The 19542-nt window shown below is 35.7% G+C and carries 20 protein-coding genes; 18 read left to right on the top strand and 2 right to left on the bottom strand.

All coding sequences use genetic code 11. The features are described from left to right. From Q1J40_RS05445 to murQ, 5 genes are all read left to right on the top strand, one after another. Positions 1-204: VENN motif pre-toxin domain-containing protein (locus Q1J40_RS05445; RefSeq protein ID WP_301099037.1), on the top strand; the 204-nt coding region annotated here is incomplete at its 5' end. Between the two features lie 100 nt (positions 205-304). Then, positions 305-1168 carry a DMT family transporter gene (locus tag Q1J40_RS05440; RefSeq protein WP_301099036.1) on the top strand — a complete coding sequence of 288 codons (864 nt, stop codon included), beginning with the start codon at positions 305-307 and terminating at the stop codon, positions 1166-1168. Positions 1169-1208: 40 nt separating this feature from the next. Beyond that, positions 1209-3449 carry an ATP-binding protein gene (locus tag Q1J40_RS05435; RefSeq protein ID WP_301099035.1) on the top strand — a complete coding sequence of 747 codons (2241 nt, stop codon included), beginning with the start codon at positions 1209-1211 and terminating at the stop codon, positions 3447-3449. Positions 3450-3457: 8 nt separating this feature from the next. After that, on the top strand, positions 3458-4570 hold the full coding sequence (locus Q1J40_RS05430; RefSeq protein ID WP_301099034.1) for an anhydro-N-acetylmuramic acid kinase: 1113 nt from the start codon (positions 3458-3460) through the stop codon (positions 4568-4570). Positions 4571-4610: 40 nt separating this feature from the next. Continuing rightward, positions 4611-5519, top strand: a complete 909-nt coding sequence (gene murQ, locus Q1J40_RS05425) for an N-acetylmuramic acid 6-phosphate etherase (protein WP_301099033.1) — start codon at positions 4611-4613, stop codon at positions 5517-5519. A gap of 12 nt (positions 5520-5531) precedes the next feature. On the opposite strand, the gene trmJ is transcribed toward murQ, so the two are convergent. After that, complete coding sequence (trmJ, locus tag Q1J40_RS05420) at positions 5532-6248, bottom strand: tRNA (cytosine(32)/uridine(32)-2'-O)-methyltransferase TrmJ (protein WP_301099032.1); 717 nt, start codon at positions 6246-6248, stop codon at positions 5532-5534. 119 nt (positions 6249-6367) lie between these two features. Between trmJ and Q1J40_RS05415 the strand changes: the two genes are divergently transcribed. The 10 genes from Q1J40_RS05415 to lacD all read left to right on the top strand — a co-directional run bounded on the left by Q1J40_RS05415 (position 6368) and on the right by lacD (position 15783). Continuing rightward, positions 6368-7402, top strand: a complete 1035-nt coding sequence (locus Q1J40_RS05415; RefSeq protein ID WP_301099031.1) for an ABC transporter substrate-binding protein — start codon at positions 6368-6370, stop codon at positions 7400-7402. A 200-nt stretch (positions 7403-7602) separates the two neighbouring features. After that, positions 7603-8364 (top strand): transcriptional repressor AgaR, encoded by a 762-nt coding sequence (gene agaR, locus Q1J40_RS05410; RefSeq protein ID WP_301099030.1) that lies wholly within the window; start codon positions 7603-7605, stop codon positions 8362-8364. Between the two features lie 82 nt (positions 8365-8446). Continuing rightward, on the top strand, positions 8447-9580 hold the full coding sequence (locus tag Q1J40_RS05405; RefSeq protein ID WP_301099029.1) for an SIS domain-containing protein: 1134 nt from the start codon (positions 8447-8449) through the stop codon (positions 9578-9580). An 18-nt stretch (positions 9581-9598) separates the two neighbouring features. After that, positions 9599-10072 carry a PTS sugar transporter subunit IIB gene (locus Q1J40_RS05400; protein WP_301099028.1) on the top strand — a complete coding sequence of 158 codons (474 nt, stop codon included), beginning with the start codon at positions 9599-9601 and terminating at the stop codon, positions 10070-10072. Between the two features lie 13 nt (positions 10073-10085). Further along, a complete protein-coding gene (locus Q1J40_RS05395; protein WP_301099027.1) occupies positions 10086-10979 on the top strand; it encodes a PTS mannose/fructose/sorbose/N-acetylgalactosamine transporter subunit IIC in 894 nt (297 codons plus the stop codon). Then, positions 10966-11802, top strand: a complete 837-nt coding sequence (locus tag Q1J40_RS05390) for a PTS system mannose/fructose/sorbose family transporter subunit IID (RefSeq protein ID WP_301099026.1) — start codon at positions 10966-10968, stop codon at positions 11800-11802. Before Q1J40_RS05395 ends, Q1J40_RS05390 begins: the two co-directional genes overlap by 14 nt. Before the next feature lie 136 nt (positions 11803-11938). Next, positions 11939-12607: an HAD family hydrolase gene (locus Q1J40_RS05385; protein WP_301099025.1), complete on the top strand. Its 669-nt coding sequence runs from the start codon at positions 11939-11941 to the stop codon at positions 12605-12607. Positions 12608-12631: 24 nt separating this feature from the next. Next, the gene (locus Q1J40_RS05380; protein ID WP_301099024.1) at positions 12632-14422 is read left to right on the top strand and encodes a glycoside hydrolase family 35 protein; all 1791 of its coding nucleotides are present in this window, start codon (positions 12632-12634) and stop codon (positions 14420-14422) included. 16 nt (positions 14423-14438) lie between these two features. Further along, entirely contained in the window at positions 14439-14828 is a 390-nt protein-coding gene (locus Q1J40_RS05375) for a PTS sugar transporter subunit IIA (RefSeq protein ID WP_301099022.1), read from the top strand. A gap of 10 nt (positions 14829-14838) precedes the next feature. Further along, a complete protein-coding gene (gene lacD / locus Q1J40_RS05370; RefSeq protein ID WP_301099021.1) occupies positions 14839-15783 on the top strand; it encodes a tagatose-bisphosphate aldolase in 945 nt (314 codons plus the stop codon). A gap of 66 nt (positions 15784-15849) precedes the next feature. On the opposite strand, the gene Q1J40_RS05365 is transcribed toward lacD, so the two are convergent. Next, on the bottom strand, positions 15850-16596 hold the full coding sequence (locus tag Q1J40_RS05365) for a YdcF family protein (protein ID WP_301099020.1): 747 nt from the start codon (positions 16594-16596) through the stop codon (positions 15850-15852). Between the two features lie 139 nt (positions 16597-16735). Here Q1J40_RS05365 and Q1J40_RS05360 point away from each other — a divergent pair, with 139 nt between their 5' ends. Genes Q1J40_RS05360 through Q1J40_RS05350 form a run of 3 tightly spaced genes read left to right on the top strand, consistent with a single transcriptional unit; the run spans position 16736 to position 19541 of the window. Beyond that, positions 16736-17410 carry an acylneuraminate cytidylyltransferase family protein gene (locus Q1J40_RS05360; protein ID WP_301099019.1) on the top strand — a complete coding sequence of 225 codons (675 nt, stop codon included), beginning with the start codon at positions 16736-16738 and terminating at the stop codon, positions 17408-17410. Next, entirely contained in the window at positions 17410-18624 is a 1215-nt protein-coding gene (locus tag Q1J40_RS05355; protein ID WP_301099018.1) for a flippase, read from the top strand. The genes Q1J40_RS05360 and Q1J40_RS05355 overlap by 1 nt, the downstream gene beginning before the upstream one ends. Further along, on the top strand, positions 18621-19541 hold the full coding sequence (locus tag Q1J40_RS05350) for a glycosyltransferase family 52 (RefSeq protein ID WP_301099017.1): 921 nt from the start codon (positions 18621-18623) through the stop codon (positions 19539-19541). The genes Q1J40_RS05355 and Q1J40_RS05350 overlap by 4 nt, the downstream gene beginning before the upstream one ends. The last annotated feature ends 1 nt before the right edge of the window (position 19542 follow it).

The raw sequence follows: 19542 nt of genomic DNA, 5'->3' as shown, positions 1-19542 counted from the left end.
GCAAGTGGCACCAGTGCAGAAACACTTAATACCATCGGCACAGGAATGGGTATAGCCAAGAATGCGGTGGAGAATAACTCAATTTTAATAGAGAGGCTACGAGATTCAGCTAAAGAAGATGTGGAATATTATAAAGACCAAGTTGGAGAAATGTTAGATAATAACCCAGCTTCACAAATAAATAGGTATTTACACAAAATTTGATATAGGCTCATCTGACCAGCTAGATTAAACCAACAAATTATCTCTATCTCAATTAGAATGATGAATTTTTATCTAACCCATATTAAGTTAAGGAGATTAAATGTTAGAGCTTTTACTTGCAGTATTATGCAGTGTTATGGTGGGTATTTTAATTAAGATTGCAAGAGGGAAAGGGATTGCAATTGCGCAAAGCATTGCAATGAACTATGTCATTGCAACTATATTATCATATTTCCTATTACAGCCAGATTTTAATGGACAAAATCTAGTTGAAATTGTTCAGGATAATCCGTCTTCTTATCTTTTCTTCGCATTAGGTATTCTGTTACCTACAATATTTTTAATTCAAGCAAAATCTTTAGAGTATGCAGGAATTATTCGTACTGATGCTGCTCAACGCCTTTCTCTTTTTCTACCTATTTTAGCTGCTTTCACTTTATTTGGTGAGACTATCACTCAAAATAAATTAATTGCGTTAGTACTCGCCTTTGGTGCTTTGATTTGTTTATTGTGGAAAAGTAATGAAGGAACGGGAAAAGAGGGAAAGATTGCTCTAATTAGCCTTATTTTAGTTTGGGGAGGGTTTGGAATTATCGATATTCTATTCAAACAAATGGCAAAAACAGGCTCAAGTTTTTCATTAACTTTGCTTATTTCTTTTATTGGTGCTGGATGTGTGATGTTTATTTATCTTACACTAAAACGCACAAAATGGGATTTTGCTAGCTTATTAACAGGTGTATTATTGGGTATATTGAATTTTTGTAATATTTTATTTTATATTAAAGCTCACCAAGCAATGAAAGATGATTCAACCTTAGTTTTTACAGGCATGAATTTAGGCGTAATCTGTTTAGGTTCACTAGTAGGTGTATTCTTATTTAAAGAAAAAATCAATAAAATTAATTATATTGGTGTAGTCATTGCTATTGTTGCAATTTTATGTCTATTTTATTGGCGATAATTAATAACTCGCTTTACTACGAAATATAAAAGGTATTGAAATGAGAAATCCAAAGGAATATGCACAAAATTATGTGAATTGGGTCCTTAGGTTAGGAAGAGTGAAAGCTTTACTTTTAGGGTTGGTTGTATTAGCTATTTTAGCTATTAGTACTCAATCTTTTTTTAGTTTATTATTCACTGGAAAAGTAAATACTCAAGATATTATTCGCTCAATGACTTTAGGGCTTTTTTCTGCACCTTTTGTATTATATTTTTTCAATTTAATTGTGGAAAAATTAGAACGTTCTCGTATGAGACTAGAAAAATCATTGAAAGATTTATCTTTATTAAGAGAACAAGATGCACGGTTAAATGTAAAATTAGAGCAAAAAGCAGAGTTTCTTCGTTCCTTTATTGATGCTTCACCAGATTTAGTTTTTTACCGTGATGATCAGGGAAGATTTTTAGGATGTAATCGTGCAATGGAATTACTTACGGGAAGAACGGAAAAAGAATTAATAAACTTAACTCCTAGTGATGTTTATTCAGAAGAAACGGCTAAATTAATTCTTTCTACAGATAGAGATACATTGATTAGTAATACAGGGGTTACTTACGAGCAATGGATTCGTTATTCAAATAATAAATTGTCTTGTTTTGAAGTTCGTAAAGTTCCTTATTATGATAGGGTTCAAGATCGTCATTGTATTATGGGATTTGGTCGAGATATTACTGAACGTAAACGCTACCAAGAAGTAATAGAAAAAAACAGTCGTGATAAAACAGTCTTAATGGCGACGATTAGCCATGAATTACGTACTCCATTAAATGGTATTATCGGATTGAGTCAGATTTTATTGGAGGGGGGATTATCCGATCAGCAACGTGAATATTTAAAAACAATCAATGTAAGTGCGGTTTCCTTAGGCCATATTTTTAGCGATATTATTGATTTAGAAAAGATCGATAGTCGTCGCATTGAACTATTTCCAAAAGAAATTGAGTTTTCTCAGTTGATTAGTAATATCAGCCATTTTGCAAATTTAATGGCAGAGCAGAAAAAGATCCATTTTCATATTCAATGTAGTTGTGATTTACCCACATTTATTTTTGTAGATAATGCTCGTTTAAGCCAAATTTTATGGAATTTAGTGAGTAATGCAGTGAAGTTTACACCATCTGGAGGACATATTTGTTTGAATGTTGTTCGTAATGATCAAAATCATTTTAGCTTTATTTTAAAAGATACAGGAATTGGTATACATAAGAAAGATCAGCGTAAGATTTTTGCTATGTTTTATCAAGCAGAAAATAATCAAGGTGAAAAAGTAATTGGGAGTGGTATTGGATTAGCTATTTCTAAACGTATTGCTAAATTAATGGGTGGAGATCTGACTGTTGATAGTAAGCTTAACAAGGGATCAACTTTTACTTTAACAATTAAGGCAGATGAGGTTGCTCATAGCAAAACAGTAGAAATTAATAATCATGCATTGAAAATATTACTGGTTGAGGATATTCAAGTCAATGTAGTGGTTGCAAGAGCTATGCTTAATAAATTTGGATGTGATGTTGATGTAGCAATGACAGGGGCAGAGGCTTTCGAATTATTTAAGCAGAATAGTTATGATTTAGTCTTACTGGATATTCAACTACCCGATATGACAGGTTTTGATATTGCAAAAAAATGGCGAGAACAGTATGAAGAAGGTGAAATTGACTACTTACCGTTATTAGTTGCTTTGACTGCTAATATTATTCATACCAGAGAAGATTATCAACACCGTGGAATGGATGATGTATTGCGTAAACCACTTTCTTTAGAGGCATTAGCTGATTGTTTAAGTCACAATTTTGATGATAATTTTTTAGATAATAGCTTGAATGAACAAGTAATTTCTTCTTTTGATGTTACGGATAAGACGCTAGATGAGTTAGCATTTGATCGTAGTATATTAAGAGAGTTGATTGAGGTGATGGGCAAAAATTCTGTCTTAGCGAATTTTGAATTATTTTCTAAACTGATGCCTGAATATCTTGATAATTTATCTTCATTGTTTAAAAAATGGACTAAAAATAAGGGTGAAGAAAGCCGTAAAGCTGTATTGGATGAAGCGCACAAAATTAAAGGAGCGTTAGCATCTGTGGGCTTAATTAAACTGCAAGATGTAGCTCAACAAGCGCAAACAGATAGTCAAGAATTTTGGGATGAGAATATCGAGAAGTGGGTAAAACAACTTCAAGATGAATGGCAACAGGATTTACAACAAGCGCAAGAGTGGGTTAATCAATTCAAATAAGGTGTAGTATGCAACAGTATTATATTGGAGTAATGTCAGGTACTAGCCTTGATGGTGTTGATCTTGTATTAGTAGAATTTAGCTCATCAATACCCAAATTGATTGCTAGTGATTTTTTACCGATGCCTGATTCACTTAGAGTATCACTATCTCAACTTTTAAAAACAGGGGAAATTACCCTTCAGCAATTAGGTGAAATAGATCATCAACTTGGCTTATTGTATGCCGATAGTATTAATCAATTTTTGTCAAAACAACAATTACAACCTCATCAAATTCAAGCTATTGGCTGTCATGGTCAAACGGTTTGGCACTCTCCTAAAGGTGAATTTCCATTTACGATGCAAATTGGGGATATGAATCTGGTTGCAACAAAAACAGGTATCACCACAATTGCCGATTTTCGTCGTAAGGATATGGCACTAGGTGGGCAAGGAGCGCCTTTAGTACCCGCTTTTCATCAAGCCGTATTCAGTGATCCGAACCGAATTGTCGGAGTCTTGAATATTGGCGGAATCAGTAATATTTCATTGCTAGACCCTAATCAAAATACAATCGGATATGATATTGGTCCCGGTAATACATTATTAGATATTTGGATTGAAAAGCATTTAGGTCAGCGTTTTGATAAAGATGCACAATGGGCAAAAACGGGTAAAGTGAATGATGATTTACTGGAAGCATTACTTGATGAACCTTTTTTCCATCAGTTACCACCTAAAAGTACTGGGCGAGAATTATTTAATTTAGCGTGGTTATTGCAAAAGTTGGCATTGATCTCACCGCTTGCACCGCAAGATGTTCAAGCAACCTTAGTTGAATTTACTGCAAGAAGTATTGCTCAAGATCTGACAAAAATTTCTCAACAGAAAACCTTACCTTGCTTATTATTAGTTTGTGGCGGAGGGGCAAGAAATCCATTGTTGATGGAACGATTAGCTACATTATTACCTGATTGGCAAGTTTCTACCACTACGGAGTACGGTATTAATGTGGATTATGTTGAAGCGACAGCATTTGCATGGCTGGCTTATCAACGTATGCATGATTTACCTTCCAATTTACCGAGTGTAACAGGGGCAACGCAAGCGGTGAGTTTAGGTGTGATTTTTCCAAAATAATTTGAAATAGCATTTTACCCATAGAGCATAGGACAACACAATGGCACAACAAGATTTATTAAAGACTTTAACTCAACTCATCACTGAACAACGCAATCCTCATTCAATGAATTTAGATCGTTTGTCAGCCTTAGAAATTGTTACCTTAATGAATCAAGAAGATAAATTAGTGCCACAAGCCATAGAAAAAGTCTTACCACAGATTGCTCAAGCTGTTGAAAAAATCGTTGAAGCTTTTCAGCGAGGTGGACGATTGGTTTATATCGGCGCGGGTACAAGTGGACGCTTAGGCGTGTTAGACGCTTCTGAATGTCCACCAACCTTTGGTGTATCACCAGAGATGGTTAAAGGTATTATTGCGGGCGGAGAAAGGGCATTACGTCATCCAATTGAAGGAGCAGAAGATAATGCTCAACAGGGACAAGCTGATTTACGAAGTATCAATTTTTCTAACAATGATGTCTTAGTGGGAATCGCAGCAAGTGGTCGTACACCTTATGTGATTGGTGCATTAGAATATGCAAAATCATTAGGTGCAACAACGGTATCTATTGCCAGCAATCCTGATTCTGCTATGAGTAAAATCGCTGAGATTGTGATTGATACGATTGTCGGAGCAGAAGTGCTAACAGGCTCTAGTCGTTTAAAATCAGGCACCGCCCAAAAATTGGTACTCAATATGCTCACAACAGCGAGTATGGTGTTGATGGGTAAGTGCTACCAAAATCTGATGGTAGATGTGCAAGCAAGTAATCAAAAATTAGTGGCTCGAGCCATTCGTATTGTGATGCAAGCGACAGAATGTAGTAAAGAAGAGGCTGAAAAAACATTAGCTATCGCCAATAACAATGCGAAATTAGCCATTATGATGATCTTAGCTAAGATTGATAAAGCGACTGCCGAAAAATTGCTTGCCGATAATCAAGGAAAACTTCGACAAGCCCTATAATATTTAACTAAGTTATTTTTTATATTTCTCTACCGCAGTTAGCATCCCACGCAATAAATTCAATTCTGTATTTTCTAACTCTGCCCGTTGGTATAAACGGCGGAGTTTTAGCATCACCGCATCATTTTTAATAAAACCTAATTCTTTATACAGTGATTCCGTATGGGCAAAAAAATGCTCTAAGGCTTCTGCTGTTGGATAATCTACAAGCGGTAAGTTCTGCGGTTTATTTTGCAAATTTAGCCATGCCATTCTAATTTCATAGCTAACTAACTGGACTGCCATCGCTAGATTTAAAGATCCATAGTCTGGATTGGTTGGAACATTTAAGTGATAATGGCACTTGAGTAATTCTTCGTTGGTTAGTCCTACACGTTCACGTCCAAATACAATGGCAACATTTCCTTGATTGGCTCGTTGAATTGCTAATTCACCACAAGCTCTCGGTTCAATTAAGGTGCTTTGTAAATGTCTAAGTCTTGCACTCGTGCCTATCACTAACTGACAATCTGCAACGGCACTATTAAAGCTATCAAATACTTCAACGTTTTCGAGTACATCTTTTGCTCCTGCCGAGAGTGCAATAGCCTGTTCATCAATTTCTTGTTTTGGAGATACTAAGCGAAGTTGGGTTAATCCCATTGTTTTTATTGCTCGAGCAGTAGATCCGATATTGCCACTGTGAGAGGTTTCAATTAAAACAATTTTAATATTATGTAGTATTTCCATTTAGTTTCCTGATTATTCGCTTTGTTTTGAGTATTTTAGCATAAAATTTCTTGGCTTCTGATTTCCAATGTAGAGTGTAGATGTTACACTCGATGCTCACTTTTTTTAGGAAGAATAAAATGCAAGCAACAATTAAGCCTATTATGGCAAGCTTATTACTAAGTTCAGTAATCTTATTTTCACATTCTGCACAAGCAGAGGGAAGATTGACCGTGTATTGTACTGTTCAAACAGTAGTATGTGAGGATATGACCAAGCAATTTGCTGAAGCTCATAATGTTGAAACACAATTCGTGCACGGCGGGACAGGTACTATTTTAGGTCGAATCAAAGCAGAAAAAAATAATCCTCAGGCGGATATTTGGTATGGGGGTACCTTAGAACCTCATTTACAAGCAGGAGAGTTAGGCTTGTTAGAGAAATATCGTTCACCTTTACAAGCCGAAACCGTTGAGCAATTTAAACATCTTATTGAAGATGAACACGGCGATTATACTTCACTTGTTTATGCTTTGGTATTAGGAATTGGAGTGAATACTGAAAAATTAGAAAAACTTGGCATTTCAGCTCCTCAAACTTGGCAAGACTTGCTTAATCCTAAGTTAAAAGGTGAATTACAACTTCCTGATCCTCGTAGTTCAGGTACTGCATATACTATTATGGCGACACTTATTCAGCTTTGGGGTGAAGAAAAAGCCTTCGAATTTTTTAAAAAATTAAATGGTAATGTTTCCCAGTATGTGAAAAGTAGCTTAGTAACATCTAATTTATCCCGTGGCGAAAGTGCTGTTTCAGTTGGATTTGTACATAGTTACGAAACAGAAAAAGAAAAAGGTGCAAAAGTAGATTATGTCTTACCAAAAGATGGCGCAGGGTATGCATTGGGTGGTGTGAGTATTATTAAAGGCGCAAGAAATTTAGATAATGCTAAATTATTTATGGATTGGGTCTTATCAAAAGAAGCACAAGAAATCCCTTGGAGAGAACACGGCGTTTATCAAATCCCAACCAATAAATTTGCTGAAGTTGCACCACAATCAGTAAAACTTGATGAAGTAAATCTAGTAAATATTGACTTCGAGCAGTTTGGTAAAAGCGAAGAAGGAAAACGTTTAATTGATAAATGGCTACACGAAGTGAAGTTAGCTAAATAAAGACGTAAAAAAACGAATCATTATATACAAGCGGTAAGATCCTTGCATTTTTTTGCAAATCTTACCGCTTTTTTTATTTTTTATTTTTGTGATCTTTCTCTCATTTTCGAATGTTTTCGTTTGTTTTTGTTTTTTGTATTTTTTATAATCTTATCGAAAACAATCGAAGTGTGTTGTGGTTGTTTGGTTTAGGAGAAAAAATGAAAAGTAGCGTTGAAAGACGTGCCGATATTTTAACGTTGTTACAACAAACGAATAGCCAAAGAGTCGAGGCTCTAGCACAACATTTTGGCGTATCGACAGTAACAATTCGTAGTGATTTAAATAACTTAGAAGAGCAAGGTTTCATAACTCGCTCTCATGGATTTGCTGTATTAAATTCTCGATTGATTACAGAACTTTCAATTGCAGATAAAGGTACTCATTGTCCGGAATTAAAACAAAAGATTGGCAAAATGGCGGCTTCACTATTAAGTAATGGTGAGCGGGTTATTTTAGATTCTGGTACAACAACGAAAGCAATCGTAAGATATCTAAAGGACTTATCATTAACCGTATTAACCAATGGATTGGATATTGCACTGGAATTAGTTAATTGTCCAAACATAGAAATTCGTATGACAGGTGGAGTGTTGCGTAAGAATGCGATGTCTTTTTCTGGTGTGATGGCAGACAATAATTTACGCCAGTATCGTTTTGATAAAGTTTTTCTTGGGGTTGATGGATTTGACTTGCATAAAGGCGTGACAACTTTTAATGAGCAAGAAGCACAGTTAAATCGTTTAATGTGTGAGGCCACAGAGCAAGTTATTGTTGTAACAGATTCAAGCAAATTTGGGCAATATAGTGATTTTGTTATTTGTACAGTTAATCAGATCGATGTATTAGTGACAGACGATAAAATACCGAGAAATTATCAAGAGTATCTCGAAAATTCAGGTGTTTCAGTCTTGATTGTCTAAAAGCTTGTTTGAGATATTTTTAATTTAAGCATCTTTTCATTTTTTCTGAACAAATATTTATTATATAGTGAGGTAAAGTGGAATGATCCTCAATATTTCAAATCAAACATTAGAGAATCAAAATGCTTTTTGGACAGCAAAAGAAATTGCTCAACAGCCAGCAACTTGGTTAGAAACCAGCAATATTATTGCAAATTCTGATGTTCAGTCTTTTGTGAGTCCATTGATTGCTCGTGCTAAAAAAGGCGAGTTACGAATTATTTTTACTGGTGCAGGAACTTCCGCATTTATTGGCGAAGTGGTTGCACCTGTCTTGAGTGAGAAATTAGGTTGTGTAGTAGAAGCGATTGCCAGTACCGATCTTGTTTCAAGCCCTTATCAATATCTTTTTGAAGATAAACCTACCTTATTAGTTTCTTTTGCCCGTTCTGGGAACAGTCCTGAAAGTATTGGCGCAGTTGATCGTGTAAACGATATAGTCAAAGAAGCTTATCATTTAGCGATAACAAACAACGTAAAAGGATCGCTTTTTACAAAATGTAGTGACAATCCGACCGCTTATCCTTTAGCCCTTCCTGATTCAACCCACGACCAAGGTTTTGCTATGACATCAAGTGCGAGCAATATGATGGTTGCGGCATTAATGACATTTGCCCCTGAAGCGTTTAATCAACAATGGGTTGAGCAGTTTGCTCAAGTGACAGAGCAATTGCTAAATGATGATGCGAAAAAAATACAAGAATTAGCACATTTGCCTGTTAAACGGATTGTTTATTTAGGGAGTGGACATTTCCAAGGCTTAGCGAGAGAAACATCCTTAAAATTATTGGAATTAACTGCAGGTGAACGTTTAGGATTTTTCGAGTCTGCAATGGGATTCCGTCACGGGCCAAAATCATTAGTACAAAATGAAACATTAATTTTCGTTTTCCTTTCTCAAAATGCGTATACCGCAAAATATGATCGTGATCTGTATAACGAGTTAGTCAAAGATAAAAAAGCTAATCAAGTGTTATTACTTGGTGATGAAAGCGGTCAGTTTAAGGCAGAAATTTACAAATTAAATGATGCAGCGAGAATTTTTCCATTCTTAGTGATTGGTCAGCTTTATTCATTTTACAGTTCATTACATCTTGGTTATACCACTGACAATCCTTGTCCAACAGGTGAGGTAAATCGAGTAGTGCAAGGTGTTACGCTCTATTCATACAAATAATTTTTTAGGGAGCTTAGTATGGCAATTTTGAATGTAAGAATTGATGGCCGTCTGATTCACGGTCAAGTCGCAAATCTATGGACATCATATCTTGATATTACTCGTATTATGGTAATTGATGATGTAGCAGCAGCGAGCGATATTGATAAAGCAGGCTTACGCTTAGCTTGTCCAGCAGGTGTTAAGTTGAGTGTATTACCTGTTGAAAAAGCAGCAACTAATATTAAAGATGGGCGTTATGATTCTCAACGAGTATTAATTGTTGTTCGTAATCCACAAACTTTACTAAGACTTGTTGAACAGGGTGTGGTATTAACTGATATCAATGCAGGAAATATGCCAAAAACCGATCAAACACGTCCTATTAGAAAAACAGTTCACGTAACTGATGATGATGTTGAAGTGTTTAAAAAACTTTCTGCAAAAGGTATTAATTTAACAGCACAGCTAGTACCTAATGAAGAAAAAGTGGACTTAATGAAACTTTTATAGAGGAGTAATGATTATGATCGAATGGTGGCAGATCCTTTTGATAACGATCTATGCGTTTTATCAAATCTTAGATGAACTTACTATCGTTTCTAGTGCGGGTTCTCCTGTGTTTGCAGGTCTTGTTACAGGGTTAATTATGGGCGATTTAACCACAGGGTTGTTAATTGGTGGTTCAATGCAATTAACCGTACTTGGTGTAGGTACATTCGGTGGTGCATCTCGTATTGATGCTAATTCAGGAACTGTTATTGCAACAGCATTCTCTGTTGCAGCGGGTATGGATCCACAACTTGCATTAACAACATTGGCTGTGCCAATTGCTGCATTAATGGTTTATACCGATATCTTAGCAAGAATGTCTAACGTATTCTTTGCTCACCGCATTGATAAAAATATCCAAGATCACGCATACAGATCAATCAGTATCAATTATCTATCAGGTATGATCGCTTGGGGGCTTTCTCGTGCGTTACCAATCTTCCTCGCATTAGTGTTCGGTGGTCCATTTGTTGCAAGCTTAGCAGAAGCAATGCAACACGGTTTCTTAAAAGTTATTGCAGATGGTTTAACCCTTGCAGGTGGTGTATTACCAGCTCTAGGTTTTGCAATCTTACTTCGTTACTTACCAACAAAACGTCATATTGCATACTTAATTTTAAGTTTCTCTTTAACTGCAATCTTTATTACTTTATTCGGCAACGTTGCTGCAATTGGTAATGCGTTAGATGGCTTACTCCCAGAATCACTTGGACGTTCTTACAACAGCGTACCAATGCTTGCAATGGCAGCTATCGGTTTTGCATTCGCTTATATGGTTTATCAACGTAGTGTAGAAGGTGGTTCAGCACCTGTTGCAAAAAATACAGCAACTTCTGTAGAAGGAGAAATTGAAGATGACGAACTCTAATCAACAAGTAGGTAATCCAAAAGGCTATAAATTAACAGAAGCCGACTTCCGCCAAATTAACATTCGTAACTTATTTTTCAACCAATTGGGTTGGAACTATGAACGTATGCAAGGTTCTGGTTACCTTTGGATTATATTACCACAGCTTCGTAAGATGTATGGTGATAACACTCCTGAATTACAAAAAATGATGGTAATGCATAACCAATTCTTTAATACCAGCCCGTTCTTTAACACTATTATAAAAGGGATTGACCTTGCGCTTGAAGAAAAACAAGGTACCGATTCATTAGAAGCAGTAGCAGGGATTAAATCTGGTTTAATGGGACCTTTCGCTGCAATCGGTGATGCAATTTTCGGTTCACTTGTTCCGGCAATTATGGGGGCAATCGCTGCAACAATGGCAGTAAATGGTAATCCTCTTGGTGTTGGTTTGTGGGTGTTAGTTGCGATTGCAACAATGGTATTCCGTTGGGTTCAACTCAAAATTGCGTATCGTGAAGGGGTAAACCTTGTGACTAATTTAGGGCATAAACTCAATGCCTTAACTAATGCGGCAACGGTATTGGGGGTATTCGTTGTAGGGGTTATGTGTGCCACTATGGTGAATGTCAACGTACCATTAACAGCAACCATTGGTGAGAAAGTTGTGTCAGCACAAGCTAACTTAGACTTAATTTTACCAAGATTAGTCCCTGCGTTAGTGGTGTTCTTTATCTATTGGTTAATCGGTAGACCAAAAATGAACTCCAATAAAGCGATTATGATTATTATCCTATTGTGTATCTTGCTCTCTTGGGCTGGATTATTAGCAAAAGGCTAATAGTTTGAGTGATTCTCCTCTCAATGTGGAGGGGAATCTTTTTGTATAACGAGCTAGTTTTGGACGAATATTGAAACTTATCAGATTGATTGGATTACTAATCCTAAAGCTGTAATAAAAATAAATAGGAGAGTGTATGTTGAATTTAATCATTTTTGATATGGATGGTGTGATTGTTGATAGTGAATTTGTAGGCTTTAGTTATTTACAACAATTTGTTGAGCAAATAAAGCAAAGAACCACTCCAATTAGCCACGAAGAATATTCAGCAATCATTGGACGATCTTATGATGATTTCTATCTTGCCATTAAAAATGTAAGCCACTCTGATCTCTCTATTAAAGAGATCGGCATAAAACTAGGTGAATTTAGTAAACAACATTTAAGTAATATTGATTATCTTTCTATCTTCCGTAAAGACATTCTACACATAATTCAATTTGCTAAACAAAATAATATTAAGCTTGCGTTAGCCTCCTCATCGGAAGCTAAAAGAATGGAACAGATTCTCACAGATTGTGGTATCAGACAGTATTTTGATTATGTTGTCAGTGGCACAGTTTTCCCTAAAAGTAAACCACACCCAGAAATTTATCAGCACGTATTAGCGCATTTTAATTTATCAGCAGATCAGGCTATTGCTATTGAGGATTCAACTCACGGGATTAAATCTGCCAAAGGTGCAGGAATAAAAGTGATCGCTTATGAAGAAAATCGTATCGCAATGGATCAAAGCCTAGCTGATTATAAAGGCAAAGATATGCAAGCGATTTTAGCTATTATTCAGCAACTTTACTCAGAATAAAAATTGGAAAAATAAGGACGATATATGCAGTTTGAAATCGGACAAAAAGACTTTTTATTAAATGGTAAACCTTTCAAAATTATTTCTGGAGCCGTGCATTATTTCCGCATTGTGCCGGAATATTGGTATAAAACCCTATATAACTTGAAAGCGATGGGCTGCAATACCGTCGAAACTTACGTTGCTTGGAATTTACACCAACCGCAATCTGATCAATTTAATTTTAGCAAGCGGGCAGATTTGCCTAAATTTTTGCAAATTTCACAAGAGTTAGGTTTATATGTCATTTTACGCCCAACCCCTTATATTTGTGCAGAATGGGAATTTGGCGGATTACCGGCTTGGCTTTTGAATATTCCGAATATTCGTCTACGTCAAAATGATCCTATTTTCCTTGCACAAGTAGATCGTTATTTCTCACGATTATTGCCACGTGTTACCCCTTATCAATTTACCCAAGGGGGTAATATTTTAATGATGCAAATCGAGAACGAATATGGTTCTTTTGGTAACGACAAAGATTATTTAAGAGCGATTAAAGCATTAATACAAAAGTATGGGGTGAACGTACCGCTATTTACCTCTGATGGTGCTTGGCAAAACGCACTCGAAGCAGGTGCATTGATTGAGGATGATATTCTACCAACGGGCAATTTTGGCTCTCGTTCCAATCAAAATTTAGATGAATTACAACGTTATTTTGATAATCATAATAAGTCTTATCCGTTAATGTGTATGGAGTTCTGGGATGGTTGGTTTAACCGCTGGAAAGAGCCTGTTATTACTCGTGATGCACAAGATCTGGTAGATTGCACCAAAGAGTTACTTGATCGTGCCAGTATCAATTTTTATATGTTCCAAGGTGGCACAAACTTTGGCTTTTTAAATGGCTGTTCTGCTCGTTTAGATACCGATTTACCGCAAGTAACTTCCTATGATTATGATGCTCCCGTTCGAGAATGGGGAGAGCCGTCAGAAAAATATTATTTGTTGCAAAAACTCCTCGCCACTTATCCTGATGCTAGTCAGATCAAAAATCCAATTTTACCTCAAATTACAGCTTATCCCGCTATTTCAGTAGAGCAAGAAGTTTCGCTATTTAGCACTCTAGATACCATTAGCAAACGCCACGATAGTCCATTTACTCAAACAATGGAAACCTTAGAACATTATTATGGCTATATGCTTTATCGAGCAAAACCTATCTCTCATAGCGGTGAGATCAAGCTAAGAATTTACCAATGCCGAGATCGTGTTCAAGTCTTTAATGATCATCAAAAGGTCGCAACTCAATATCAACACGAAATTGGTAATGACATTATGTTGCAAACACCAAATGGACAATTTCAATTAGATCTATTGGTTGAAAATATGGGACGGGTCAATTATGGCGGTAAGTTACTTGCACCAACACAACATAAAGGTATTGGGGCAGGGGCGATTCTCGATCTGCATTTCCATACTGGATGGGAACAATATGCGATTGATTTTGAAAAATTAGATCAGATTGATTTTTTAGGCAAGCAAGATCCACAAACTCCTTCTTTCTATCAATTTAATTTAACGATTGAGGATGAACCAAAAGACACCTTTATTGATACTAGCAAATTAGGCAAAGGGATAATCATCGTTAATGGCGAAAATCTAGGGCGTTATTGGAATGAAGGCCCAACTTGCTACCTTTATCTGCCAGCACCATTACTCCACAAGGGTAAAAATCAGATTATTGTGTTTGAAACAGAAGGTGTAAGACCAACAGAATTAACATTCAGTGATAAACCAATTTATAAGCAATTAAATACGAAGAATTTGTAATTTTAAATAGGAGCAAATGATGAGTTTAATTTTAATCAGCCATGGTGAATTTGCCGAAGGATTATTGGAAACCGCAGAAATGATTTTGGGTGAGATTGAAAATGCTCAAACCGTCTGTCTATACCCGCATGAAGGGACAGAAGATTTCCAACAAAAATTCGAGCAAGCACTCGCTAAAGCAACAGGCGAAATTGTTGTCTTCTGTGACATTATGGGAGGCACACCTTGCAATGTTGCAATGCGTTATTTAAGTCAATTATCGGGTTTATATAGCGGTATGAATTTACCAATGGTGATTAGTTATGTCAGCGAAGAAGGTACGGAAGGCTTGCTAGATAATGCTAAAGAGCAAATTTATGATGTAGCATATCAATTAAAAAATTTAGCTTCAGATGATGATGAATAAGGAGTAACCGATGGCTAAAAAAGATTTCTTAAAAAAACTTTCCACTAAAGATGGTATTATTGCAGCATTGGCTATTGACCAACGTGGTGCATTACGCAGAATGATGGGTGATGATATTACACCAGCACAAGTTAGCGAATTTAAAGTACTTATTTCACAAGAATTAACTCCTTATGCTTCATCTATTTTATTAGATCCAGAGTTTGGTTGGCCAGCATCTGCTAAACGTGCTGAAAATTGCGGTTTAATTATGGCTTATGAAAAAACTGGTTATGATAAAACAACCGTTGGACGTTTCCCTGATTTAATTGATGATGTATCTGTATTACGCTTAAAAGAAAAAGAAGCGGAAGCAGTTAAGTTATTGATTTATTTTGATATTGATGAACCAAAAGAAATTAATGATCGCAAAGCAGCATTTGTTGAACGTGTAGGTTCTGAAGCTAAAACAGAAGGATTACCGCTATTTTTAGAAATTGTTGTTTATGACGGAAGTAATGACGATAAAGTTTATAATGCCAAAGTGAAACCGCGTAAAGTGATTGAAGCAATGAAATTCTTCGCAGATCCTCGTTTTGGTGTCGATGTACTTAAGGTAGAAGTACCTGTGGCAATGAATTATGTTGAAGGATTTGCTGAAGATGAAGTACTTTATACTCAAGAAGAAGCAAAAGTCTTCTTTAGACAACAAAGTGAAGCAACGCCATTACCATTTATCTTCTTAAGTGCGGGCGTTTCAGCAAAACTATTCCAAGATACATTGAAGTTTGCTAAAGAAGCAGGTAGCCAATTTAATGGTGTGTTATGCGGTCGTGCAACTTGGGCTGGTGCAGCAGAAACCTACAAAGAAAAAGGTGTTGATGCCGCACGTGAATGGTTAAAAACACAAGGTAAGAAAAATATCAGTGAATTGCTTGAAGTCTTAGAAAAAACTGCCACACCAGTGAAATTCTAATTTTGTAGAAATTATACCCAGTTTAATGTTACCTATTTTGTCACACTAGACTGGGTATTTTTATTTTTACCACTTTTCTTTCCAATATCCCAGCCATTCTTTTACGGCTAGCATATTGCTGTGTAATGCCCCCGATTGCGGGATGAAATACATTATGTTTAAACCATAGGTTGCGGGTGTAATCCCAGCTCCAACACTAGCGGGTAGCACTTCAAACCCTTCTCGTTCAAATAAGAATTTTGCACGTTGCATATGCCACTGATTTGTTACAACGATAATTTTATTAATTCCTTCTTTTGCTAATATTTTGTGACTGAATTCCGCATTTTCTTTTGTTGTTTTGGCTTTTTCTTCGATCCATGTTGTTGGTACGTTAAAGAACATATTAAGCTCTCTAGCCATAACTGCCGCTTCTGAAGTTCCATTTGGGCTACTTCCTGTTATTAATAGGGGCAATTTTGTTTCTTTTTGCAAGTAAGCAGCATAACGTACTCTTTCAAGAGCAACTTCACTGATAGCAAGTTTAGAAAATAATTCCTTGCTATCACGCAATCCACCACCCAATAATACAATTGCTTGCGCTGATTTATAATCATCTAAGGTGAGGTTATCTTCAGTAACAAGTGAATCCTGTAATTTTTGAGAGGTATAGGGAATACTAAATGCATATAGAATAAAAATACCTAGAAACGTAGTAAAATAGCTTAGTTTTTTATACTTCAGTGCAGATAGGATAAGCGATAGTATCCAGAGAATTAGTACATTGAAAGGTGATAACACAATAGTTGTAATAATTTTTGTGAGTGCAAACATATTTTACTAATAAACGAAATAAAGGGGAGTTATTATTCATGATTCACTTGATCTTGTCCATTATTTCGCTTGCTATTGTTTAAATTAGCCTTTGACTTTAGAATGATAACCTTTAAAAATTATATAAGCGGTCACTTTAATGAAACGTATTGCAATTATTCCTGCTAGAGCAGGATCGAAAGGGATTAAAGATAAAAATTTACAGTTAGTTGGCGGTATTTCTTTAGTGGGAAGAGCAGTATTGGCTGCTAAAGAATCTGATATGTTTGATGAGATTATTGTCAGCTCTGATGGTGAGCGTATTTTAGCTGAGGCTGAAAAATACGGCGCAAAATCGTTGCATAGACCTATTGAATTGGCCCAGAGCAATACCAAAACGATTGATGCGGTGTTACACGCTTTAAATGAACTATCAATCACAGAGGGGATAACTGCATTGTTTCAACCCACTAGTCCACTACGTACTGCATTAGATGTGCGTAACGCTATGGAGCTGTTTCATTCAGGAAGCTGTAAATCAGTTGTGTCTGCCTGTGAGTGTGAACATCATCCCTATAAATCTTTCTCGTTAGAGGGTGATAATGTTGTGCCTGTGCGTGAACTCAGTGACTTTGAAGCACCAAGACAACAACTCCCTAAAATGTATCGAGCAAATGGTGCAATTTATATCAATGATATTCGTAGCTTATTGCAAGAAAAGAATTTCTTTATTCCCCAAGTTAAATTTTATCTAATGCCTACTTACCGTTCTGTTGATATTGATGCGACACAAGATCTCCAATTGGCGGAAAGTTTGATTGAGAAAGATATGTAATGAAAGCGGTTAAGGATAGTTTTATTTACCTAATCGGTGAATTAGCCTCTCGAGCAATGCCATTTTTGCTATTGCCTTATTTATCTCGAAAACTCGGGGTAGAGGGGTTTGGAGAGCTTTCTTACTACCAAACATTTACCGTTTTATTTTTTATCATTGTAGGCTTAAGCCAAGAAGGTGCGATCACTCGCTATTTTTATGTTTATGGAAAGCGTTCTCTTGATTTAGTCGTATCGACAGGTTATGCCTATACGGTGTTTACAGGGATAATCGTTCTGCTGGTTTGTTTGATCTTTCATAATGAAATATTGCTGTATGTTGCATTATCTGCGATTTTTCAGTCTTTTTTAGGGGTTCAGCTCAGTATTCGCCAATGCCAAAAACAAGCAATTCCTTATACCGTCATTCAATTCTTCTCAAGTATCACATCGGTACTTTTTACGATTTTATTACTGGAAATATTTAATACAGATTTAGTTGAAAAGCGCCTAATTGCGATTTTATTGGGGAATATTACCGTTTTTGCGGGAAGTTATTTACTATATAGAAAAAAGGTCACAACCACATTCTTTTCCCTAAAACAATATAAGTCTGCATTGTTCTATTTATTGGGATTTGGTGTGCCTCTCATTTTGCATAATTCCAGTTTATTCCTAAAAGGGCAATTAGATCGAATTTTTATCTTTCATAAATTTAGTGAAACAGATTTAGGCTTATATGCGATGGGAGCTCAAATTGCAGCTATATTGATGATCCTATTACAAGCCGTGAATAAGGCGAGTATTCCGTACTTTTTTGATGCATTGAAACAGAAAAAGATTGATGTAAAAGATGTGCATAAATGGGCTTTACTCTCTTTTCTTATCGTGCCGATACCTGCTATCGTAATGTGGCTGATCCCAGAATCCGTTGTGGTATGGTTGTTGGGTGATCAGTTTTTAGGTTCAAAATACTATATGGTGCTGTTTTTATTATCAGTAGCAATGACGATTCCTTATTTTATTTTAGTCAATTACTTATTTTATTATGGGAAAAACAAATTTATTTCTGTTTGTTCGGTTTTATCAACTCTCATTTATTTAGTGAGTTTAGTTGGATTAACTTATACCAAAATTGAGTATATTCCTTATGCCGGCATTTTAGGCTCAATTTCTATTATTCCTATTTTATATTTTATGACTGCACGAGTTGGTAAAGCAGGAGAGAAAGTATGAACTTAATAGTTTGTTATACACCGTTACAAGTGTTGATCGCGGAGCGAATCATTGATCTTTATCCCAATGAGCAGTTTTATGGAGTAATGATCTATCCAGTAGCTAATGCAAAATATCAATATTATGCGGATCGATTAGAAGCTAAATGTGAGCAATTTTTCTCATTACATCAGCATACGGATCGTTTTAACCTACTTAAAGAAATCATAGAATTAAAATACCGATTTTCTCGTAAAGTATTTCAGCGTGTGTTTGTGGCAAGCATTAATGATATTCAAATTCAATTTTTGCTGAGTGCAATCGGTTTTGAGCATTTTTATACTTTTGATGATGGTACTGCTAATATTGTTCCTTCGAGTGTCTATTATAAAGATGAGCCGAATACGTTTATTCGTAAAGCAATCAATCGGGGATTAAAGAATAAGTATAGCGTAGCAAAGCTTAAATCATTATCTGAGGCCCATTATACAATTTATCCCGATTTTTCTAATATTATCGAAAATACGATTAATATTGATCTATTTCCATCGTCAGCCTTATCCAATGATAATGATTCAATTTCTATATTATTAGGTCAGCCTGTTTATTTAGATAATGAGAAAAATATAACGCTGGCTAAAAAAGTAATTGAACGGTTTAACATTCAATATTATTTACCTCACCCAAGGGAGCAGTATCAATTAAATCAAGTGGAATATATTCATACACCACTTATTTTGGAAGATTACCTCGCTCAAGTGGTAAAGAATAAAAAGTGTAAAATTTATACATATTTTAGTAGCGCAGTATTGAATATTTATCATAATAAAAATATAGAAGTGATTGGACTAAGAATTGATACGAATGAACCTGCTTTTATTGAGAGTTATGCTTTACTTGAAAAAGTAGGAATTAATATTATTGATATTCGAGAATAAG

The organism is Otariodibacter sp. (genome assembly GCF_029256985.1).
GTDB lineage: Bacteria > Pseudomonadota > Gammaproteobacteria > Enterobacterales > Pasteurellaceae > Otariodibacter.
The sequence above is the reverse complement of the archived record's forward strand: the minus strand, read 5'-3'. Positions and strand labels throughout refer to the sequence as shown.